Here is a 20,467-nt window from a genome sequence, read left to right on the forward strand (position 1 = left end):
TGCTGCCCGCATGACCGTGGTGGTAACCGGGGGCAACCGGGGGATCGGATACGCGGTGTGCGAGCGGCTGGCGCGCGCCGGGGAACGCGTGGTGCTGGTCTCCCGGGACCGGGAACGCGGCGCGGCGGCGATCCGGGTGCTGCCCGGGGAGGTGGATCTGGTCGTCGGCGATCTCACCACGTTCGCCGGGGTCCGGATCGTGGCCGAGGAGCTGCGCCGGATCTGTCCCAGGATCGAGGTGCTGGTGCACAACGCGGGCCTGTGGCCGAGCCGCCGGGTGCTCACCGCCGACGGCGTGGAGGAGTCGTTCGCGGTCAACCACCTCGCGCCGTTCCTGCTCAACCACCTGCTGGAGGACCTCCTCGGCCGGGTGGTGCAGGTCAGCGCGGGCCTGTACGCCAAAGGCAAGGCAGACCCCGCCCGCACCCCGCAAGGCCTGGACTTCCACCCGATCCGCACCTACGCGGACACCAAGCTCTGCAACGTGCTCATGCTCCCGCTGTTCGCCAGGCGATGGGAGGATGCCGGGGTGACGATCGACGCCGTGCACCCGGGGGTGATCCGTACCGGTCTGGGCGACCGGGGCGGCCCGGTCGGTCTGCTGCTCAAGGTGGCCAAACGGTTCTGGCTGACTCCTGAGCAGGGCGCGGAGCCGGTCGTACGGCTCGCGCTCGAGGACAAGGGCACCGGCCGGTTCTTCAACGTGAACCAGGAGATCCCGATCGAACTGGACGAGGAGCTCGCCAGGCGGGTCTGGGCGCAGGCCGCCGCGCTCACCGGGGCCGGATGAGGCAGCGCAGGAGCGAGGAGACCGTCCGGCGACTGCTGGACACGGCCCTGACCGCGTTCACGGAAGGTGATTTCACCCTGCGCGGGGTGACCACCCGCAGCGGCGTCAGCGTGGGCAGCCTATATCACCATTTCGGCAGCTTCGACGGGCTGGCGGCGGCACTGTACACCGAATGCATGGCCCTGCTGCTGGACGCGCTGATCGACGCCCTGGAGCGCACCCGCACGCCGCGGACGGGGGTGCGCGCGATCGTCCGCGCGTACCTGGCCTTCGCCGGGACCAATCCGGCGCGCGCCCGCTTCATCCACGCCGCCCCCAACACGGCCGGGCACGCCGCCGCGATCGCCGAGCGCAAAGCGCCGCAGATCGACCGCCTGGTGGCCTGGCTGCGCCCGCACATCGCCGCCGGAACCGTGGCCGACCTGCCGATTCCGCTGATCGAGATGCTGCTGATCGGGCCGCTCGCCGAGGTGACCCGGCGCTGGCTGGCGGGGGTGCCGGGCATCGATCTGGCCGAGGCCGCCCGGGTGCTGCCCGAGCCCATCTGGCGCTCGCTCCAGGCTGGTTATTGACGACGAAACGGCAGGCGGGTTACGTTCGCTCCAATTAAAAGGAAAGCTTCCTAATAGTTTCCTTGGAACCCGCAGCTAGGAACCGTGCGTCATGCAGCGATCGCCGCCCGCCCAGGAACATGCCCGCTGAGCGTTTCCCCCGAGTGCCCGTCCGAGCCCGGTCGGCCGCGCACACGCGTCCCGTCGACATCCCGATCCCCCCATGGACGTGGAGCAGCACAGATATGAGATCCAGGACCGTTTACACCCTGTTACTGGCAGTGGGGGCACTGCTTCTTCCTCTTCTCCTCTCCCCGAACGCCGCGTTCGGCGCGGTGACCGTACCGCTGCGGGCCAACGCCAACGGCGGGGCCTTCACCGACGGCGGCGGCAACGCCTGGCTCGCCGACAAGGCGTACACCAGCGGCACGTGGGGGTATGAGACCTCCTACGGCTCCGGCTCGACCGGCAGCGCCATCGGGGGCACCACCGACGACGCCCTCTACCAGAACTATCAGCTGTTCAACGGCTGGGGCGGCTACAAGTTCGACGTCGCCAACGGCACGTACACGGTCACCCTGAAGATGGTCGAGGACTGGGCCAACGCCGCCGGGCAGCGCAAGTTCGACATCCGGATCGAGAACACGGTGGTGGCCACCGGCTTCGACGTGTTCGCCTCCTGCGGGGCGTTGAACGCCTGCGACCGGACGTACAACACGACGGTGAGCGACGGCCAGCTGAACGTGCAGTTCAACATGAACGGCGGGGCCAACTACGCGACGGTGTCGGCGATCGCGGTGACCGGCGGCGGGGGCGGCGGCGACACGACCGCGCCCTCCGTGCCCGGCAACCTGCGCACCACCGGCGTGACGAACAACAGCGTCTCCCTCGCCTGGAACGCCTCCACCGACAACGTGGGCGTCACCGGCTACCTGGTGTACCGGAACGGCTCGCTGGTGACGACGGTCACGGGTCTGGCGTACACCGACACCGGGCTGACCGCGAGCACCGCCTACACCTACACGGTCCGGGCCCGCGACGCGGCCAACAACCAGTCCGCGCTGAGCAACTCGGTGGTCGGGACCACGACCGGCGGCGGTGGCGACACGACCGCGCCCTCCGTGCCGGGCAACCTGCGCAGCACCGGCGTGACCAGCAACAGCGTCTCGCTGGCCTGGAACGCCTCCACCGACAACGTGGGCGTCACCGGATACCTGATCTACCGTGGCGGCACGCTCGTCACCACGGTGACCGGGACGACCTACACCGACACCGGGCGGGCGGCCAACACCAGCTACACCTACCAGGTGCGGGCCCGGGACGCGGCCAACAACCAGTCCGGCCTGAGCAACTCGGTGACCGCGACCACGACCGGCGGCGGGGGTGGCGGCAAGAAGCTGCTCGGCTACTTCGTGCAGTGGGGCGTCTACCAGCGCGCTTACCACGTCAAGAACATCGTCACCAGCGGCTCGGCGGCCAAGCTGACCCACATCAACTACGCCTTCGGCAACGTGACCAACGGTCAGTGCGTCCTCGGCGACACCTACGCCGACTACGACCGGTTCTACAGCGCGGCCGAGAGCGTGGACGGCGTCGCCGACACCTGGGACGCGGGCGCGCTGCGCGGCAGCTTCAACCAGCTGCGCAAGCTGAAGGCGCAGTACCCGAACATCAAGATCCTCTTCTCGTTCGGCGGCTGGACCTGGTCCGGCGGCTTCGGCCAGGCCGCGGCCAACCCGACCGCCTTCGCCAACTCCTGCTACAACCTGGTCGAGGACCCGCGCTGGGCCGACGTCTTCGACGGCATCGACATCGACTGGGAGTACCCGAACGCCTGCGGCCTGTCCTGTGACACCAGCGGCTTCGCGTCCTTCCGCAACGTGATGCAGGCGCTGCGCAACCGGTTCGGCTCCGGCAACCTGGTCACCGCCGCGATCACCGCCGACGGCACCAACGGCGGCAAGATCGACGCGGCCGACTACGGCGGCGCCGCCCAGTACCTCGACTGGTACAACGTCATGACCTACGACTACTTCGGCGCCTTCGCCCCGCAGGGCCCGACCGCTCCGCACTCGCCGCTGACGTCCTACACGGGCATCCCGCAGGCGGGCTTCTACTCCGACGCGGCCATCCAGAAGCTGAAGAGCAAGGGCATCCCGTCCAGCAAGCTGCTGCTCGGCATCGGTTTCTACGGCCGCGGCTGGACCGGCGTCACCCAGGCCACCCCGGGTGGTACGGCCACCGGCCCGGCGCCCGGCACGTACGAGGCAGGCAACGAGGACTACAAGGTCCTCAAGAACACCTGCCCGCCCACCGGGACGATCGCCGGCACGTCGTACGCGAAGTGCGGCAGTAACTGGTGGAGCTACGACACGCCGGGCACCATCGGCGGCAAGATGACCTACTCCAAGGATCAGGGCCTCGGCGGCGCGTTCTTCTGGGAACTCACCGGCGACACCTCCAACGGCGAGCTCATCACGGCCATGAAGAACGGCCTGGCCTGACAGTGACCCGGGCGAGCCTCTGATCTCGCCCATACCTGGCCCGCCGGAGAACCCCCCTCTCCGGCGGGCCTTCCGCTCGTTGTCCACAGGGAGGCGGCGAGGGCGTGCGGGGTCGGGCAGAATAGCCGGGTGACGACTTCGATCAACCAGCGGATCGCCGAGGAGCTCGGTGTGCGGGAGCGGCAGGTGGCCGCGGCCGTGGAGCTGCTCGATGGCGGGGCGACCGTGCCGTTCATCGCGCGGTATCGCAAGGAAGCGACCGAGATGCTCGACGACGCGCAGTTGCGGTCGCTGGAGGAGCGGCTGCGCTATCTGCGGGAGCTGGAGGAGCGCCGGAGCGCGATCCTGGAGTCGATCCGGTCGCAGGGCAAGCTGGACGACGCGCTGGAAGCGCAGATCATGGCGGCCGACTCCAAGGCGCGGCTGGAGGACATCTACCTGCCCTACAAGCCGAAGCGGCGGACCAAGGCGCAGATCGCGCGGGAGGCCGGGCTTGAGCCGCTGGCCGACCAGCTGCTCGGGGATCCGACCCTGGATCCGGCGGCCACCGCCGCCGCCTATGTCGGGGAGGCCGTGGCCGACGCGGCGGCCGCCCTCGAAGGGGCGCGGGCCATTCTCATCGAGCGGTTCGGCGAGGACGCGGACCTGATCGGCGAGCTGCGCGAGAGCATGTGGTCGCGCGGGCGGCTGCTGGCGCAGGTCAAGGAGGGCAAGGAGGAGGCCGGGGCCAAGTTCTCCGACTACTTCGCGTTCGGTGAGCCGTTCACCAAGCTGCCCTCGCATCGCATCCTGGCCATGTTCCGGGGCGAGAAGGAGGAGATCCTCTCGCTGACCCTGGAGCCGGAGGAGCCGCAGGAGGGGCCGAGCACGTTCGAGCGGCGGATCGCGCGGCGGTTCGGGATCGCGGACCAGGGCCGGGCGGGGGATCGCTGGCTGGTGGAGACGGTGCGGTGGGCCTGGCGGACGCGGGTGCTCGTGCATCTGGGCATCGACCTGCGGACGCGGCTGTGGCAGGCGGCCGAGGAGGAGGCCGTGCGGGTGTTCGCGGCCAACCTGCGCGACCTGCTGCTGGCCGCTCCGGCGGGGACCCGGCCGACGATGGGGCTCGACCCCGGGTTGCGTACGGGGGTGAAGGTGGCCGTGGTCGACGCGACCGGCAAGGTGGTCGAGACCGCGACGATCTACCCGCATGAGCCCCGGCGGCAGTGGGATCAGTCGATCGCGGTGCTCGGGGCGCTCGCGCGCAAGCACTCGGTCGAGCTGATCGCGATCGGCAACGGGACCGCGTCGCGGGAGACCGACAAGCTCGCGGGCGACCTGCTGAAGCTGATGCCGGGCCTGACGAAGATCGTGGTGTCGGAGGCGGGGGCTTCGGTTTACTCGGCTTCCTCGTACGCTTCGCAGGAGCTGCCCGAGCTGGACGTGTCGCTGCGGGGCGCGGTGTCGATCGCGCGGCGGCTGCAGGATCCGCTGGCCGAGCTGGTGAAGATCGATCCCAAGTCGATCGGCGTGGGGCAGTATCAGCACGACCTGTCGGAGCTGAAGTTGTCACGGTCGCTGGACGCGGTGGTGGAGGACTGCGTGAACGCGGTCGGCGTGGACGTGAACACGGCCTCCGCTCCCCTGCTGACGCGGGTGTCCGGGATCGGGTCCGGGCTGGCCGAGAACATCGTGCTGCATCGCGACGCCAACGGCCCGTTCCGGTCGCGGCGGGCGTTGAAGGACGTGGCCCGGCTGGGACCCAAGGCCTTCGAGCAGTGCGCGGGCTTCCTGCGCATCCCCGGCGGAGACGATCCGCTCGACGCCTCCAGCGTGCACCCGGAGGCGTATCCGGTGGTGCGCCGGATCCTGGCGGGCGGCGACCTCAAATCCCTGATCGGCGACAGCGCCAAACTCAGGAAACTCAACCCCGCCGACTTCGTCGACGACACCTTCGGCCTCCCGACGGTGACCGACATCCTCAAGGAACTCGAAAAGCCCGGCCGCGACCCTCGCCCCGCCTTCAAGACGGCCACCTTCAAGGACGGCATCGACAAGATCAGCGACCTCAAGCCCGGCCTGATCCTGGAAGGCGTCGTCACCAACGTCGCCGCCTTCGGCGCGTTCGTGGACGTCGGCGTCCACCAGGACGGCTTGGTCCACGTCTCGGCCATGTCATCAAATTTCGTGAAGGATCCGCGCGATGTGGTGAAGCCGGGCGACATCGTCCGGGTCAAGGTGCTCGACGTGGACATCCCCCGCAAACGCATCTCCCTGACATTGCGCCTGGAAGACGACGCGACGAAATCCGTACCCTCCCCGCGCGGCGACTCTCGCCAGGGCAAACCGGGCGGCAAACAACAGGGCGGCGGTCAATCCCGCCAGAACCGCGGCGGCTCCGCCCGCGACTCCGGCTCCGGCGGCGGCTCCATGGCCGAAGCCCTCCGCCGCGCGGGCCTCAACGACCCGGGCCGACGAAACCGCTGAAATCCAGGACCTGCGTGCTGTCCGCGATGCCGTCACCCGCGGTCGTGGGCCACACGTGAGACAGCCCCGGCGGGCGGCAGAGGTGCCCACCCGCCGGGACGCCGATATCAGTGCGCCGCGAATCCGAATCGTCGCTGGTTCGCGTTCTTGCCAGAGGCCTCCACGGTGATCCTCGCCCGGCGCGATAGGGCGTGATGACTTGCCCGAGGTGCACGGCTGGGTCAAGCGCGCGTGCGTGACCATCGTTGAGGTTTATTCTCTGAGCGGCGGAAGTGAGTTCCGGCCCGGGGGGATCGATGTCGCGGCCGGATGCCCCACGCTTTCGATTTCATGCGCGATTCGGTTTGGAGCCGGGTCCTGGCTCCCTGTGCTGATTGGACTTCATCCCAATGCCGTTGCGCTCCTATGGTGTACTCGCCGGTCGTCCGGTGGATCGGCGTCGTGAAGGAACCACCGACACTCCGCACTACCAGATCCATCTGCGGGACACCGCGGGCACCAACTATCGGGCCGCGGTCAACGTGCAGTCGCAGCAGGCGCCCTCCGAGCTGCTGTATCTCGCTGACGAGAACTTCACCCATCCCCTGACCGGGCTGCTGCCCGCCGCCGGGAGCGGATGGACGGCGCTGGCGTCCAGTCCGGGGCAGGGAGCGCTGGACTATATCCGGGGTAACCTGTTCGATCCCGCGCTCATGCGTGCCCTGCCGCCTGAGCTGCCCGGCGACGACAACGACCTCGCCGACAAGCTCGACCACTACGTCCAGCGCGCCATCAATGACGGCGAGTCCGGGGTGTACGTCTTCGGCGAACGGTGGGGTCCGGAAGCGTCCACCCGGGACAAGGTCTTCGGCTTCCTGCCCGGCAACGGGGTGCACGACGTGCACATGAACCAGGGCAACAGCGAGCGTTTCCGACGGGACGACGGCGTCTGGCAGGACGGTGGAATCCTTATCCATCTCCCCGGCGAGGACCGGTGGATCGCGATCTTCCTGGCCTTCCAGTCCCAGGCCTGGCACACCGACAACACCACCGGGCACACCATCGGCGCCGCCCCGGCCCGGCCTGCCCCGGGAGACCTGCCGTTGCGGATCGTCGCCGCCCTGGTCAACCCCGTCGGCCCCGCCCCGGAAGCGGAGACCGTCACCCTCCTCAACGCCTCACCCGGACCGATCAGCCTCGTCGGCTGGCACCTCGCCGACCAGGCCAAACGCACCCTTCCCCTGACAGGCTCCCTCGCGCCCGGCGAAGCCCTCCGCCTGCCGGTGACGGCCGGTCTGCAACTGGGCAACAACGGCGGAGCCATCACCTTGCTCGACCCCGCCGGTCTCAAGGTTCACGGCGTCTCGTACACCAAGGAACAAGCCGGACGCGAAGGTTGGACGCTCACCTTCTAAAGCGCGGTTCAGGCGGCGTGTTGTTCCGCGCATGCCTGGGCGAGGACGTCCAGGGAGATGCCCAGGGCCTGGCCTAGGGCGGCGATGGTGAAGAAGGCCGGGGTGGGGACGCGGCCTGTCTCGATCTTGCGGAGGGTTTCCGGGGAGAGTCCCGCAGCGGCTGCGACCTCCGGCATGCTGCGCTCTCCCCTGGCTTCGCGCAGGAGGCGGCCCAGGCGGTGGCCGCGTTCGTGGTCCAGTTCGGAGAGTGAAGGTCGCACCATGCACGCATCGTAGCAACCGTGATAACAATACCGGTATAACTATTGGAGGAACCGGTAGGAGGAATCATGGTCGAGATCAAGACGAGTGGCGAGCTGGACGCCATGCGGGAGGCGGGGCGGGTCGTCGGGCGTGCGCTGGACGCCATGAAGGCCGCGGTCGCCCCGGGCGTACGGCTGACGGAACTGAACGAGATCGCCGTCACGATCCTGGCGGAGAGCAAGGCCACATCGGCGTTCCTGCGCTACAAGCCGGACTTCGCGCCGACCCCTTTCCCGGCCGTGATCTGCGCGTCGGTGAACGACGTGATCGTGCACGGCATCCCGGACCGCTACCGGGTCCGCGAGGGCGATCTGCTGACCATCGACTTCGGGGCGTACCTGGACGGCTGGGCGGGCGACGCCGCGTTCAGCACCCTGGTCGGCGAGGCGGCCTCCGGCCGGGACCAGCGTCTGATCGAGGTGGCCTGGGAGGCGATGGAGGCGGCGCTGAAGATGGCCGTCCCCGGCAACCGGCTGGGCGACATCGAACACGCCATCGGGCAGGTGGGCCGCGCCGCCGGATACGGCATCCCCGACGGCTTCGGCGGCCACGGCATCGGCCGCCACATGCACGAGCCCCCGTTCGTCCACAACGAGGGCCGCCCGCGCCGGGGCATGGTCCTGCGCCCGGGCCTCACCCTGGCCCTCGAGCCGATGTTCCTGTCCGGCGGCTCCGACCACTACTACACCGACGGCGACGGCTGGGCCCTGCGCAGCTCCGACGGCACCCGCGCCGTCCACATCGAGCACACGATCGCCATCACCGACGACGGCCCCCGGATCCTCACCCTTCCGTGACGGGAGGCGCTCCCCCGAACGCGTCTACCGTCATCTGCGCGAACGACTCCGGGCAGCAGCAGGAACCAGGCGGATAATGGACGGATCACCGAAAACAACGAAATTCGGTGAACGGTTACGCGGGCACCAGCACCCGCCCGCTTGGCAGGTGTGAACTCCGCACCATTTCGGCGGAGTGGGCCCGCCGCTGCCGGCCGCTCTGGATCGCGCATGACCACCTATCGGGACGCGGTAGCGTCGGTGCGGAACCTGGAGGAGCTGGTGGAGGTCGAGGAGACCCTCGGCCGGGTGATCGGGGGTTCCGCGCTCGCGAAACTGCGGCCGCCGCGCGACCTGGCGTATGCGGCGATCACTTTCTACCTGGGAGTCGACCTGTTGACCCACTTGGACGCCGACCGGTCCCGGACCGAGGCGCTGTTCAGCCTGGCCGCCCAGGTGGCGCCGCGAGCCCGGCCGCTGGCCCTGCGGGGCCGCGATGCGTGAGCCCGTCGTCCACGTCATTCCCGCCCATGGCGCGGTCAAGGCGGTGGCCCTGGTGTTGCACGGCGGGCAGGAGGTCGGGCGCATGGCGACCAGCGCGCGGCAGCTCGCGGTGCTCCGGATGGTCCCGTTCGCCTGGGCGCTGACCCGGGCGGGCGCCGACCGGGGCCTGGCCGTCTGGCGGGCGCGCTACCGGGTGCGCGGCTGGAACGGCCCCGACGCCTCGCCGGTGACCGACATCACCGAGGTGCTGGCCAAGCTGCGGCGGGCGCACGACGTGCCCGTCATCCTGGTCGGCCACTCCATGGGCGGCCGTACGGCCCTGCGCGTGGCCGGCGACCCGAACGTGGTCGGCGTGGCCGCTCTGGCTCCCTGGGTGCCGGAGGGGGAACCCGTCGCCCAGCTGGCCGGACGCCACGTGCTCCTCGTGCACGGATCGGCCGACCGGACCACGAAGCCCGGCGAGACGCACGCCTACGCCCGGCGCGCCCGCGAGGTCGCCACCGAGGTTCGCATGGTCGACATTCCTGGCGAGGGCCACGGAATGCTCCGCCAGCCTAGGCTCTGGCATCGCCTGACCAACGAATTCGCCCTGTCTCAGCTCTGAGAGGCGGGCTCGGCGAGAGTAGGTGTGCCGACGCGCTCACCAGGCGCCGAACGGGCGCTCAGGCGGGTTCGCTGAGGGAGCCGGTGATCGGGGTGCGGGCCGCGGCGCTCGCGAGAAGTCGCTCGTACTGGTCCGGGCTGGTCGTCTCGCAGCCGAGGCGGTGGCCGGTCAGGTCGCCGTGGTCGTCGCTGGCGCCGGTGACGATCAGGTCCAGGTCGGCGGCGAGGGCGCGGAGTTCGGCGCGGGCCTCGGGGGTGTGGTCGCGATGGTCGATCTCGATTCCGGCCAGACCGGCGGCGGCCAGCTCGGCGATCCAGTCGGCGGGCACGGTGCGGCCGCGCTTGGCGGAGCGGGGGTGCGCGAGGACCGCCGCTCCCCCGGCGGCGAGCGTGAGCCGTACGGCCCGGACGGGGTCGAGGGCGTAGCGGGAGACGTGGGCGCGCCCGCCCGAGCCGATCCAGGCGGGGGTGAACGCCTCCGCGACGGTCGCGACGGCGCCGACCGCCAGCATGGCGCGGGCGATGTGCGGGCGGCCGATCACGCCGCCGGCGGCGATGGCCGCGACCATGTCGAGCGTGATCGGCACGCCGAGCTCGGCGATTCTGGCCACCATGGCGGCGGCCCGGTCGTCGCGGGCGGCCCGGATCAGCTCCAGTTCGGCCGCCAGCTCGGGATGCCCGGGATCGAACAGGTAGGCCAGCATGTGGATGCTCATCCCGTCCCGGCGGCACGACAACTCCATGCCGGGAACCAGAGTCAGGCCGTCGGGAAGGGCCTCGATCGCCTCCGGGTGACCGGCGACGCCGTCGTGGTCGGTGAGGGCCAAAACGTCCAGCCCAGCGGCGCGAGCACGGCGGACCACCTCGGCGGGACTCTCCGTCCCGTCCGAGGCGGTGCTGTGGGCGTGCAGATCGATCCGCACGGTCAGTCGTCCCCGGGCTCCGGGTGAGCCGCGAGGAACTTGTCGATCACCTCATCCGGCGGCGTGCCCCGGGCGGGCACGTCGATGCCCTGCTCCCGGGCCCACGCCCGGACATCGCTGTTGGTGTGCCCGCGCAGCCGCTGCGGCTCGGCCGCCTTCCGCGCCCTGGTCGCCTGCTTGACCTCGCGGCCCCGCTCCAGCGCCAGTTCGATCAAGCTGACCGCCTCGGCCAGCCGCGCGCTGTTCGCCTCCGACAGATCGATCGCGAACGTGCGCTGCAGGAGCTGGAACTCCCGCCGGACCACATCCTCGCCTTCGGACTGATCGAGATCATCAATCAGGATGACCTTCTCCGCCACGCGCTCTCCCCCTACCAGACGTCATGTGCCCGGCAATCGTACTGGGGTTCTACGAGATCGATTGCCACCAGCCGTCCACCAGCGGCGGCTGATCCACCGCGACGCGCTCTCCGGGTTTGGGTACGGCCAGCCGTACCCCCCTGGCCTTGGCCTCGCGCCAGAGCCGGTCGACCGGCTCGCCCCAGGGGTGAAAGGCCAGGACGAACGTGCACCAGTGCACCGGGATCAGCAGTTTCGCCCGCAGGTCGAGATGGGCGGCGATGGCCTCTTCCGGAGTCATGTGAATGTCGGGCCAGCTCGGGCTGTACGCGCCGATCTGGATGAGCGCGAGATCGAACGGGCCGTGCTTCTCGCCGAGGTCGGCGTAGCCGGGGAAATAGCCGGAGTCACCGGTGTAGAAGACGCGGCGGGTCGCGCCGGAGATCACCCAGGAGCCCCAGAGGGTGCCGTTGCGGCGGAGCCCGCGGCCGGAGAAGTGCCGGGCCTCGGTGACGGTGAGGTGCAGGCCCGCGATGGTGACCGACTCGTTCCAGTCGAGTTCGACGATCCGGAACGACGGCACGCCCCAGCGCTCCAGGTGGGCGCCGACGCCGAGCGGGACCAGAAAGGGGGCGGACTGCAGGCCGACCAGGGCGCGGATCGTCTGCATGTCGAGGTGGTCGTAGTGGTCGTGGGAGATCACGATCGCGTCGACCTGGGGCAGGGTGTCGAGGCGGGCCGGGGGCTCGTGCAGGCGGCGGGGCCCGAGATGCGCGGCCGGGGAGCAGCGATCGCTCCACATCGGGTCGAACAGGACCCGGCGGCCCTCGATTTCGATCAGGGTGGACGCGTGGCCGTACCAGATGACGTCAAGGCTGCTCAGGGGCTTGACGGAGGGGGTCACCAGCGGGATGGGGCCGTGCGGTTTGCGTTGTTCGCGGCCTTCCATGAGGTCGCGCATGATCGGTTTGGTCTCGCCCGCGGGCGGCACCGTCGTCGGGTCCGAGTTCCGGAACGCCGTACCGTCGAACTGGGGTGAACGACGCACCCGTTCGGCCCGTTCCCCGGCGGGTTTCGCGCCCAGCGCGGCGGGAATGTCCCGCATCGCCCAGGCGGCCCCCGCCGCCACCAATCCCGCTGCCAACCACCCCGATTTGCGCATACCAAAGATGGTGTCACAAGGAGAGCGTCACGGTGATGGGGGCATGGTCGGAATCCGGCGTGTCGCGGCGCGCCGACGGCAGGTCGCCGACAGAGGGCAGGCCGTGGTCGATGATCGAGCGCACCGCCTGGACCTTGCCGAGCAGGGCGCGGCTGATCAGGATGTGGTCGATCAGTTCGCGGCGGCCGTGGTAGACCCGGGAGAAGCGTTCCGCCTCGGGGATGCGCGGCGCGAGATTCCACAGCCGCCAGGCGTCGCCCCGATCCGGCACCCGCTCGCCCGGCGTGCCGATCTCCGAACCCGGCGGGCCCAGCAGGATCTGCGTGGTGGCGGCCTCGGGCTCGTCGTTCAGGTCGCCCAGAACGACCAGTGAGCGGCTCGTGCCCTGGCCGTCCAGGATCTGGTCGGCCAGGCCGCGTAACGTGACGGCTTCCGCGGTGCGGCGCATCAGGGCGTACGCGCCGACGCGGGCGCGTTCGCCCTCGTCCCGGGGGCTGAACCGGCCGCCGGGGAAGGAGAGCAGCTTGGACTTGAGGTGGGCGGCGACCACGACCAGGTCGGCGCCCGCCTGGACGGCGAGGACGCCGCGGCTGGTGTTGTTCACGGTGCCGCCGCCGTCGGTGCTCTGCACGGCTTGGAGCGGGCGCGGGAAGGTGGTGACGTCGTGCAGGACGGTCAGCGGGAGCCTGCTGATGAAGCCGACCCGGATGCCGCGGGCGTCGGGGTGCTGGGAGAGCTCGACGTGCCACTCCCCTTCGAGCAGCCCGACCAGGTCCAGCAGCGCCTCCGGCTCGCCGACCTCCTGCACGCCCAGCACGTCCGGCCCGATCTGCGTGATCGTCCCGGCGAGCGCTTTGAGTTTCGCCTCGTACGCGGCCTCGTCCCGGGGCCCGAACTCCCCGCCCGCCCGGTAGAGGTTCTCCAGATTCCACGTGCCGACCACGACCATGACCGCTCCCGCCCCAGAGCAAATCCGGAAATTTCCAGCTTTCGTGGTCCCACTATGACGGCCTTCGCGCGGCCTGGCGACAGCTAAAGTGCGATGCGATGACGAATCACCAAATATCAGCCCAGTGGCTCCCTCATCCAGCCGCCCCCAACCCCACCAGCGCCCCCAGCATCCCGGACACACCCGACATCCCGGACACCCCCAACGCCGCGGACCTTCCCTACGCGCCCGTGGCGGACGCCTCTGATGCCCCTGGCTCCTCCGGCTTTCCCGCCCGCGCATTCACCTGCGCCTGCGGCCTCTCGCTCCCCGACGAGACCTCCGCCGAACTCCACGCCATGGAGCTCAACCTCTGCACCACCTGCTTCGGCACCACCCGCCAGGAACCCGTCCCCGGCTACACCCGCCCCTGCCCGGCCTGCGCCGCCACCGGCCGCCGTGGCCCCCAGCTCGTCTGGGAACTCGCCCACGCCGAAGCGGAACGCGTCATCACCCTCCCCCTGATCCGCACCCTCCTCCCCTACCACCCCTTCCGCCTGTCCGAACTATCCGACAAGGTCCGCGCCCACCTGGGCCTCCCCCCAGGCCGCCTCCCCGTCGGCCCTCGAGTCCGCGACCTCCTCCTCCACCTCCAGTCCCAAGGCGAACTGGCCCTCCTCTCCGCCCCCGCCCGCCTCCTCCAAGGCACCGACGTAGTCCTCTACGACGACCCGCACTGGGTACGAACCACCTGATCCCGCATCCCGCTTTCGCTCAGAGCTGCGGCGCGACTTCCAGATCCGCCCAGAGCACCTCAATGGGGAAGGGAGCGGTGATGTTCACGGCGATTGGACCCATGTCGCGGTGGGTCGTGCCGATATGTATGTACGGACTATTGCGGCCCGCCAGCACATACCTATCGATCGAGACGGCCCCGATCTTGTTGAAGTCCACAATCCAGTAGTGCGGAATGCCAGCATCGGCGTAGTCGCCCATCTTGTGCACACGATCACGGCGTGCTGACCAAGTTGAAAGCACCTCGACCACAATGACCACGTGTGCGGCTGCGAGCTGCTCGAACTCGGGCAGGCAGCGATGAAGGACCGCATCAGGCTTGCGTGCGGTGGGGGGCACATCCCAGAGCAGAACATCTACTTCGGTGTTGGTCTCGTAGCTTTCGTCCCGGCCTGAACGCCGCACCTCGGCAATCGTTGCCTTCTCCAAGGCCGAAGACAGCCGCGTTGCCACCTTCTGGTGCTCTCGACTCCGTTGCTCACGCGGAACGACGAAGCCGTCCACGATCTCAAGATCACGCTGAATGTCCGGATCGATATCAAGGAACATGTCCCATGTGATCGGCTCGTGCTGTGGTTCGTGCCACACCGTCACGCCGTCCTACCTCCGTGGTCGACGTCCACCGCCGCGCGCGATCCTACGGCTACCGCGACGAGACCAAGCGAGGTGAGCTGGGCGCGGAATTGTCGGTGGTGGTGGTTACGATCCCGGGCATGGTGACTGTTGAGCTGATCAGGGCGGTTGCGTTGGGGCTGCCTCGGACTACGGAGCATCTGATCCGGGATCGGGTGAAGTTCCGGGTGGGGTCGATCGTTTATGTGGCGGTTTCGCCGGATGAGACGTCGATGGGGTTTGGGTTTCCCAAGGAGGAGCGGGCGGCGCTGATCAAGGCTGAGCCGGAGAAGTTCTTCATGCCTCGGCCGTCTGATGAGCGTTATCGGTGGGTTCAGGCCTGGTTGGGGGCGTTGGACGAGGAGGAGGCTCGCGAGCTGGTGATCGAGGCATGGCGGATGTGTGTGCCCAAGAAGATCTCGGCGTTGGTGCCGTGACCGGCGGCTTGACCGGATGATCGTTGGCACCATGCGTCGTTTCTCCTGGACGTGGGAGCGGACTCGCCCACGATGCCGACACCAAAGAACGGGCGCCGTCGGTTCTGCCGGACGCGGAGCCGAGGGTGGCGGGCCGAGTTGTTCGCGAGTGACCTAGCACACGGCCTGGGGTGGGGCGCAGTCCGCGGGGGGCGGGTGGGCCGATGTGAGTTCTGGGTTTGTTGTGGTGGTTGGTGGGATTCGGATGGGTAAGGTTTGGTTGTGCGTGATCTAGGTGAGGATCCCCGGCCGGCTCGGGGGGCGGTTCGTGAGGTTCATCGGGTGGATCGGATGGCCTCGTTGGAGTATTCGCCGGATTTGGATGGGATGGCGGATCCGGGGGAGATCGTTTGGGCGTGGGTGCCCTACGAGGAGGATCCGGGGCGGGGGAAGGATCGGCCGCTGCTGGTCGTAGGGCGGCATGGGCGGCGGTTGCTGGGGATGATGTTGTCCAGCAAGGGCGGCGGCGGGGACGAGTGGCTGGCGCTGGGGGCGGGGACGTGGGATCGCGAAGTGCGGCCGTCGTTCTTGCGGCTGGATCGGATATTCGAGCTGGATGAGTCCGACATCCGGCGTGAGGGCGCGATTCTCGATCGGGAGCGGTTCGTGAGGGTGGCCGCTGTTCTCATGCGTACACATGGGTGGGCGGCGGACGGATAGAGCGTTCAGCACGTATCCGCATGTCGGCAGCCTTCCCGGTCGAAGGCACGGTCCGGCGCGCGGCGCTATCACCCGTGCGAAGTGCGGATCGGCGCCTTCAACGAAGGGTCGGCAGGGGTGAGTTGGCCGGTCAAAGTGACTGGCAGATGGCGAGCCAGTCCTCAAGTGACGCGCAGAAGGTGCGCCGCTCGGTCAAACAAGCGCAGAAGGTGAACCGGTCGTCAGGTGAGCTTGCTCCGCTTTGACGGACACTGGTCCTGCCCCGGTTTTACGGAATCAGCCCACAGGTGCCGCGCAGAAGGTAAGCCGTCCGTCGAGGGACACGTGCTGGCCGTCAAGTGACGCGCAGAAGGTGCGCCGGCGGCCAAGTGACGGGCAGAGGGTGAGTCGCCGGTCAGCTGTCGGTGGGGGTGGGGCGTTTGCGGCGGTGGCGGCCGGTTGAGGTGGCGAAGCGGCGGACGTGGAAGCCGGTGGCTATGACGGAGGCGGCGAGGGCCAGGGCTAGGACGGCGGTGGCGATCGTGGCGGTGGGGTCGAGGCCGCGGGTGGGGTTGGCGACGGCGGTGACCGCTTCGGGGCGGAGGTCGACGGTGGTGGGGGATGTGGTGAGGGTTTCGCGGACTTTGCGGGGGAGGCCGTAGCCGACGACCTTGGATTCGTCGCGGACCTTGCGCTTCAGCCAGACACGGTCAACATTTGCCTCGATTGTGTGGATTTTTCCGTTTTCGACCTTTTCGACTATTCCGACGTGGTCTATGCCTTTGATGTTGTCGCCGCCTGACCAGTCGAAGAAGACCAGGGCGCCGGGTTCTGGCTGGTCGGTCCAGGCCTGGTGCTGTTCGAACCAGCGGGCGTGGGAGGGGGTCCACGCGAACTCGCCGACGTAGTCGCTGACACCGGCCTGGTCGGCCGCCCAGGCGATGAACATGTCGCACCAGGGAGCGTTCCGGTATTGCGGGTCTTTGGTGAGGTCCGCGTACCAGGCACCGAACTTGGTGTGCTGGCCGGGCTTCTCCCGGTAACCGAGTTCCCTGGTGACGACGGTTAACAAGTCCTGCGTGATGGTGTCGTCGTGGGAACGTTCCAGCAACACTGCCTCCATAACCGCCCGATAACAATGGACTGTAGTTCGGAAATGTCGGACTCGCGGTGGTTTTTCGAGAAAGGTAGGTAGTCAGACTGGTGAGAAAGTACGAAACGCCAGCGTGATGGCCTAATCGTGTGATCGTTTTCCCGTATGATCAGGGTCCCCGGTGTCGGTTCGTGTGGTGGGAGAGAGCTCGTGGATCATCGTTTCCTGCTGGCGGCGGCGGGGATCGTTGTCATCGGGGTGGTCGGCGGCGCCGTACTGGCCCAAGTGGGGCCGCCGACGAAGCCGGCGGTGCTGGCGAAGGCCTCCGTCCCTACCATGCTCGCCCCGGCGATCACACCAACGACGAAGCCGACGGCGAAACCGGCACCGAAACCGACGGCGAAAGCGGCGAAGCCCGAGAGGCTGGTCGTGAACGGGCGGGTGCAGCCGGCACGGGTGAAGGTGCCGCAACGGGGCAAAGGCCACTACTCGGTCGCGGCAGGGAGCGGGAAGGCGCGCGAGGGGCGCGGGAAAGAGATCCGCTACCTGGTCGAAGTGGAGAAGGGCCTGCCGTTCGAGGCCGGGGAGTTCGCCGACGAGGTGCATCGCATCCTGAACGACCATCGCGGGTGGGGGCGGTTCAAGCGGGTGGCGTCGGGTCCCGTCCAGGTCAGGGTGGCGCTGTCCAGCCCGCGTACCACCGACGCGCTGTGCCGGCCGTTGCGCACCTTCGGCGAGCTGTCCTGCTGGAACGGCAGCCGCGCGGTGATCAACGCGAGTCGCTGGGCGGAGGGGACGCCGAACTACGGGCGCGATCTCGCCTCCTACCGGGAATACCTGATCAGCCACGAGGTCGGCCATGGCCTCGGACACGGGCACGTCGGCTGTCCCGGGCCGGGAAAGCCCGCGCCCGTCATGATGCAGCAGACGAAGTCACTCGCCTCATGCAAGCCCAACCCCTGGCCCTACCCCGGACGGCTAAGGTCTGAGATATGAACGTGGATCGACTACAGGTCCTCGCCTACCGCGTCGCGGCCCAGCAGCTCGACCGCCCTGATCTTCCGCCCGCCCGCCTGGCCGTACTCGACCTGGGGGTGCAGGACACGCCGTATGGTTCGGCGCGCCTGGCCGTGTCGGCGCGGACCACGGCGGATCCGGATGACGACGCGCTCACCCTGGTCTGGTCGACCCGCGGCGCGCCGCACCTGCACCGGACGGCCGACCTGCCCGCGCTGGCGGCCGCGCTCTGGCCGGTCAGCGACGCCGACGCGACGGCGCGGATCGCCACCACGCAGATCCGCGAGGGGGCGAAGCTGGGGCTGACCGCGTTCCGCGCGGCGGCCAAGGCGATGCACGAGGTGGTCACCCGGCCGATGACGAAGGGCGAGGTCAGCACGGCGGTGAGCGCCCTGGTCCCGGAGGGCGTGACCTACTGGTGCCGCGGCTGCAACGCCCAGCACATCTCGGGCGCCCTGTTCCAGCAAGTGGGCCTGGCCGGTGGCGTACGGCTCGCGCCCAAAGGTTCGGCCACCACGCTGGCCCCGATTCCCGGGCGGCGTGACGTGCCCGCGCACTCGGTGGCGGCCGATTCGGTCATCACGGCCTATCTGAAGCTCCTCGGCCCGGCCACCCCCGCCGAGGCCGCCAAGTTCATGGGCACCACGCCGACCGAGGTCAAACGGATGTGGCCGAAGGACTTAGCGGAGATCCGGGTGGACGGCCGCCGCGCGTGGCTTCCCGCCGACCAGGTCGACCTGCTGCTGGACGCGACCCGCCGGCCCCCGCTCCTACGCCTCCTGCCCCCGTCCGACCCTTACCTCCAGGCCCGGGACCGCACCCTCCTCGTACCGGATAAGTCCCGTCACGCGGAGATCTGGCGCATGCTCGGCAATCCCGGCGCCGTCCTGCTGGACGGCGAGATCGCCGGGGTCTGGCGGGCCAAGACGGCCGGCAAGAACACCCTCGACGTGACCGTCACCGCGTTCGAACCCCTCCCCCAGGAACCTCTCGAAGCCGAAGCGTCGAGAATCGCCACCCTCCGCGGCGCGCACAACGTCCGCATCCTGGACGCCAAAACCTAACGAAGCGTCCCCAGGTTTCTCGCCGTTATCCGGCGCCGATCACGCCCGCTTCACTCCTCACCGTCCCGGCGCCAAGAAGGGCCAGCCGAGTGGGACGACGGCAAGTTAGGCATGTGGTCCAGCCTGCCCAGAATGAGCCAGGCGACGTGGAAGCAGACGCGATAGGCGCATGGTCCATCGCCGCTCGGAATGAGTCGGGCGATTGCGGCGTGGGCGTCGGAAGGAGTGCAAGCGACGGCACGGTAAACGCGGGGAGGGCCGCGCTCGGAAAGAGCCAGCCGACATGGGTGCAAGCGACGGCGCGGTAGGCGCGGGGAGGGTCGTGAGTTGGTCGAATTGAGGGGTGGGGTGGTTAGGCGGATTGGCGGATGACCAGGTCGGGTTCGAAGATCACTGAGGTTACGCGGCGGTCGGGGTCTTCGATGTGGGCGAGGAGGAGGCGGGACATTTCTGCGGACATGTCTTCGACGGGGTGGCGGACCGTGGTGAGGGGTGGGCGGCAGGCGAGGGCGGCGCTGCTGTCGTCGAAGCCGACGACGGCGAGGTCATGGGGGACGCGGAGGCCGTGGGACTGGGCGACGAGGAGGGCGCCCTGGGCCATCAGGTCGTTGCCGGCGAAGAGGCCGTCGATGCCGGGGTGGTCGGCGAGGAGGCGTTCCATGGCCTGCTCGCCGGATTCCTGGGTGAAATTGCCTTCGACGCTGGGGATGTAGGCGTGGCCGTGGCGGGCCATGGCCTCGCGGAAGCCGGAGAGGCGTTCCAGGCTGGCGGGGACGTCGAGAGGGCCGGAGATGGTGGCGACGCGTTCGCAGCCGCGGGCGATCAGGTGGTCGGCGGCGAGGCGGGCGCCCGCGCTGTGGGCGACGTCGACGTAGCTGATCCTGAGGGGCTGGGCGGGGCGGGCGAACAGGACGACGGGCGGGCCCGACTCGACGAGCTGGGCGGGGAGCGGGTCTTCTGCGTGAGTGGAGACGAGGATGGCGCCGTCGACGTGGCCTTGGCGGAGGTAGTCGATGACCTGGGCGCGGGCGTCGGCGGCTTCGGCGAGCATGAGGACCAGGTGCACGCCTAGCGGGCGGAGGTGGCCGGAGATGCCGCTGACGACGCGGCCGAAGAAGGGGTCGGTGAAGACGCGGGCGAAGAAGTGGCCCGCGCCGGAGACGACCAGGGCGATCGAGCCGGTCTTGCCGGTGACCAGGGAGCGGGCGGCGCGGTTGGGTACGTAGCCGACGGCGGCGACGGCCTGGCGGACGGTTTCCTGGATTTCGGGGTCCACGTTCCGGATACCGTTGATCACGCGGGACACGGTTGCCCGCGAGACGCCCGCGGCCCTGGCGACGTCCTCAAGAGTGGGCGAAACCAGGCGATCTTCCCTCATGTGATGAACTCTAGCGTACGGAGGGAGAGCGCTCTCCAATCCCGATCGCAGTAGTCGACGAGGCGCCGGAAGCCGGGCATGCGGAGCGTGAAATCGACCCTGGGCTCACCTCACGCATAAGTTGTTGCGGAGTTCTCCCACCCACCCTCCC

At 69.2% G+C, this 20,467-nt stretch carries 21 protein-coding genes; 13 read left to right on the plus strand and 8 right to left on the minus strand.

The window, feature by feature from the left end; all coding sequences use genetic code 11:
- Positions 1 to 10 precede the first annotated feature (10 nt).
- From Amac_RS42850 to Amac_RS42870, 5 genes are all read left to right on the plus strand, one after another.
- Entirely contained in the window at positions 11 to 790 is a 780-nt protein-coding gene (locus Amac_RS42850) for an SDR family NAD(P)-dependent oxidoreductase (RefSeq protein WP_155360180.1), read from the plus strand.
- Positions 787 to 1,362 (plus strand): TetR/AcrR family transcriptional regulator, encoded by a 576-nt coding sequence (locus Amac_RS42855; protein ID WP_155360181.1) that lies wholly within the window; start codon positions 787 to 789, stop codon positions 1,360 to 1,362. Before Amac_RS42850 ends, Amac_RS42855 begins: the two co-directional genes overlap by 4 nt.
- A 224-nt stretch (positions 1,363 to 1,586) precedes the next feature.
- Positions 1,587 to 3,845, plus strand: coding sequence for a glycosyl hydrolase family 18 protein (locus Amac_RS42860; RefSeq protein WP_155360182.1), 2,259 nt, complete (start codon positions 1,587 to 1,589; stop codon positions 3,843 to 3,845).
- Positions 3,846 to 3,974: 129 nt separating this feature from the next.
- Entirely contained in the window at positions 3,975 to 6,311 is a 2,337-nt protein-coding gene (locus Amac_RS42865) for a Tex family protein (RefSeq protein ID WP_155360183.1), read from the plus strand.
- Between the two features lie 389 nt (positions 6,312 to 6,700).
- Positions 6,701 to 7,705: a DUF2278 family protein gene (locus Amac_RS42870; RefSeq protein ID WP_155360200.1), complete on the plus strand. Its 1,005-nt coding sequence runs from the start codon at positions 6,701 to 6,703 to the stop codon at positions 7,703 to 7,705.
- An 8-nt stretch (positions 7,706 to 7,713) separates the two neighbouring features.
- Here Amac_RS42870 and Amac_RS42875 read toward each other — a convergent pair whose 3' ends face one another.
- Positions 7,714 to 7,968, minus strand: coding sequence for a helix-turn-helix domain-containing protein (locus Amac_RS42875; protein ID WP_155360184.1), 255 nt, complete (start codon positions 7,966 to 7,968; stop codon positions 7,714 to 7,716).
- 66 nt (positions 7,969 to 8,034) lie between these two features.
- Between Amac_RS42875 and map the strand changes: the two genes are divergently transcribed.
- The 3 genes from map (at position 8,035) to Amac_RS42890 (ending at position 9,892) form a co-directional block, all read left to right on the plus strand.
- Positions 8,035 to 8,805: a type I methionyl aminopeptidase gene (map, locus tag Amac_RS42880; RefSeq protein WP_155360185.1), complete on the plus strand. Its 771-nt coding sequence runs from the start codon at positions 8,035 to 8,037 to the stop codon at positions 8,803 to 8,805.
- A 210-nt stretch (positions 8,806 to 9,015) separates the two neighbouring features.
- The gene (locus Amac_RS42885; RefSeq protein ID WP_174900295.1) at positions 9,016 to 9,288 is read left to right on the plus strand and encodes a hypothetical protein; all 273 of its coding nucleotides are present in this window, start codon (positions 9,016 to 9,018) and stop codon (positions 9,286 to 9,288) included.
- On the plus strand, positions 9,281 to 9,892 hold the full coding sequence (locus tag Amac_RS42890; protein ID WP_155360186.1) for an alpha/beta hydrolase: 612 nt from the start codon (positions 9,281 to 9,283) through the stop codon (positions 9,890 to 9,892). Before Amac_RS42885 ends, Amac_RS42890 begins: the two co-directional genes overlap by 8 nt.
- Positions 9,893 to 9,950: 58 nt before the next feature.
- Here the strand turns inward: Amac_RS42890 and Amac_RS42895 are convergent, their stop codons facing one another.
- From Amac_RS42895 to Amac_RS42910, 4 genes are read right to left on the minus strand one after another with little or no spacing between them, the layout of a single operon-like run.
- Positions 9,951 to 10,814: a PHP domain-containing protein gene (locus Amac_RS42895; protein ID WP_155360187.1), complete on the minus strand. Its 864-nt coding sequence runs from the start codon at positions 10,812 to 10,814 to the stop codon at positions 9,951 to 9,953.
- Positions 10,815 to 10,816: 2 nt separating this feature from the next.
- A complete protein-coding gene (locus tag Amac_RS42900) occupies positions 10,817 to 11,173 on the minus strand; it encodes an Lsr2 dimerization domain-containing protein (protein ID WP_155360188.1) in 357 nt (118 codons plus the stop codon).
- A gap of 49 nt (positions 11,174 to 11,222) precedes the next feature.
- On the minus strand, positions 11,223 to 12,314 hold the full coding sequence (locus Amac_RS42905; protein ID WP_155360189.1) for an MBL fold metallo-hydrolase: 1,092 nt from the start codon (positions 12,312 to 12,314) through the stop codon (positions 11,223 to 11,225).
- Between the two features lie 13 nt (positions 12,315 to 12,327).
- The gene (locus Amac_RS42910; protein ID WP_155360190.1) at positions 12,328 to 13,263 is read right to left on the minus strand and encodes an endonuclease/exonuclease/phosphatase family protein; all 936 of its coding nucleotides are present in this window, start codon (positions 13,261 to 13,263) and stop codon (positions 12,328 to 12,330) included.
- 98 nt (positions 13,264 to 13,361) lie between these two features.
- Between Amac_RS42910 and Amac_RS42915 the strand changes: the two genes are divergently transcribed.
- The gene (locus Amac_RS42915; protein ID WP_155360191.1) at positions 13,362 to 13,997 is read left to right on the plus strand and encodes a hypothetical protein; all 636 of its coding nucleotides are present in this window, start codon (positions 13,362 to 13,364) and stop codon (positions 13,995 to 13,997) included.
- Between the two features lie 19 nt (positions 13,998 to 14,016).
- On the opposite strand, the gene Amac_RS42920 is transcribed toward Amac_RS42915, so the two are convergent.
- A complete protein-coding gene (locus tag Amac_RS42920; RefSeq protein WP_155360192.1) occupies positions 14,017 to 14,631 on the minus strand; it encodes a Uma2 family endonuclease in 615 nt (204 codons plus the stop codon).
- A gap of 14 nt (positions 14,632 to 14,645) precedes the next feature.
- Between Amac_RS42920 and Amac_RS42925 the strand changes: the two genes are divergently transcribed.
- Positions 14,646 to 15,086, plus strand: coding sequence for an MmcQ/YjbR family DNA-binding protein (locus Amac_RS42925; protein ID WP_246269064.1), 441 nt, complete (start codon positions 14,646 to 14,648; stop codon positions 15,084 to 15,086).
- Positions 15,087 to 15,416: 330 nt separating this feature from the next.
- Entirely contained in the window at positions 15,417 to 15,785 is a 369-nt protein-coding gene (locus tag Amac_RS42930) for a type II toxin-antitoxin system PemK/MazF family toxin (protein WP_218041632.1), read from the plus strand.
- A gap of 394 nt (positions 15,786 to 16,179) precedes the next feature.
- Here the strand turns inward: Amac_RS42930 and Amac_RS42935 are convergent, their stop codons facing one another.
- Positions 16,180 to 16,887: a CHAP domain-containing protein gene (locus tag Amac_RS42935; RefSeq protein WP_155360194.1), complete on the minus strand. Its 708-nt coding sequence runs from the start codon at positions 16,885 to 16,887 to the stop codon at positions 16,180 to 16,182.
- A 180-nt stretch (positions 16,888 to 17,067) separates the two neighbouring features.
- Between Amac_RS42935 and Amac_RS42940 the strand changes: the two genes are divergently transcribed.
- Both Amac_RS42940 and Amac_RS42945 read left to right on the plus strand, forming a co-directional pair.
- Positions 17,068 to 17,853 (plus strand): DUF3152 domain-containing protein, encoded by a 786-nt coding sequence (locus Amac_RS42940; RefSeq protein ID WP_281356404.1) that lies wholly within the window; start codon positions 17,068 to 17,070, stop codon positions 17,851 to 17,853.
- On the plus strand, positions 17,850 to 18,938 hold the full coding sequence (locus Amac_RS42945; RefSeq protein ID WP_155360195.1) for a DNA glycosylase AlkZ-like family protein: 1,089 nt from the start codon (positions 17,850 to 17,852) through the stop codon (positions 18,936 to 18,938). Before Amac_RS42940 ends, Amac_RS42945 begins: the two co-directional genes overlap by 4 nt.
- Before the next feature lie 352 nt (positions 18,939 to 19,290).
- On the opposite strand, the gene Amac_RS42950 is transcribed toward Amac_RS42945, so the two are convergent.
- Entirely contained in the window at positions 19,291 to 20,316 is a 1,026-nt protein-coding gene (locus Amac_RS42950; RefSeq protein WP_155360196.1) for a LacI family DNA-binding transcriptional regulator, read from the minus strand.
- Positions 20,317 to 20,467 lie beyond the last annotated feature (151 nt).

This window comes from Acrocarpospora macrocephala (assembly GCF_009687865.1).
In the GTDB taxonomy this organism is placed as follows: Bacteria; Actinomycetota; Actinomycetes; order Streptosporangiales; family Streptosporangiaceae; genus Acrocarpospora; species Acrocarpospora macrocephala.

Bases quoted from the DNA above. Each gene is read 5' to 3' on its own strand.
- Amac_RS42930 (WP_218041632.1), top strand. From the start codon at position 15,417: ATGGCCTCGTTGGAGTATTCGCCGGATTTGGATGGGATGGCGGATCCG.
- Amac_RS42910 (WP_155360190.1), bottom strand. From the start codon at position 13,263: ATGGTCGTGGTCGGCACGTGGAATCTGGAGAACCTCTACCGGGCGGGC.
- Amac_RS42875 (WP_155360184.1), bottom strand. From the start codon at position 7,968: ATGGTGCGACCTTCACTCTCCGAACTGGACCACGAACGCGGCCACCGC.
- Amac_RS42885 (WP_174900295.1), top strand. From the start codon at position 9,016: ATGACCACCTATCGGGACGCGGTAGCGTCGGTGCGGAACCTGGAGGAG.
- map (WP_155360185.1), top strand. From the start codon at position 8,035: ATGGTCGAGATCAAGACGAGTGGCGAGCTGGACGCCATGCGGGAGGCG.
- Amac_RS42935 (WP_155360194.1), bottom strand. From the start codon at position 16,887: ATGGAGGCAGTGTTGCTGGAACGTTCCCACGACGACACCATCACGCAG.
- Amac_RS42870 (WP_155360200.1), top strand. From the start codon at position 6,701: ATGCCGTTGCGCTCCTATGGTGTACTCGCCGGTCGTCCGGTGGATCGG.
- Amac_RS42850 (WP_155360180.1), top strand. From the start codon at position 11: ATGACCGTGGTGGTAACCGGGGGCAACCGGGGGATCGGATACGCGGTG.
- Amac_RS42855 (WP_155360181.1), top strand. From the start codon at position 787: ATGAGGCAGCGCAGGAGCGAGGAGACCGTCCGGCGACTGCTGGACACG.
- Amac_RS42915 (WP_155360191.1), top strand. From the start codon at position 13,362: ATGACGAATCACCAAATATCAGCCCAGTGGCTCCCTCATCCAGCCGCC.
- Amac_RS42905 (WP_155360189.1), bottom strand. From the start codon at position 12,314: ATGCGCAAATCGGGGTGGTTGGCAGCGGGATTGGTGGCGGCGGGGGCC.
- Amac_RS42945 (WP_155360195.1), top strand. From the start codon at position 17,850: ATGAACGTGGATCGACTACAGGTCCTCGCCTACCGCGTCGCGGCCCAG.
- Amac_RS42950 (WP_155360196.1), bottom strand. From the start codon at position 20,316: ATGAGGGAAGATCGCCTGGTTTCGCCCACTCTTGAGGACGTCGCCAGG.
- Amac_RS42890 (WP_155360186.1), top strand. From the start codon at position 9,281: ATGCGTGAGCCCGTCGTCCACGTCATTCCCGCCCATGGCGCGGTCAAG.
- Amac_RS42860 (WP_155360182.1), top strand. From the start codon at position 1,587: ATGAGATCCAGGACCGTTTACACCCTGTTACTGGCAGTGGGGGCACTG.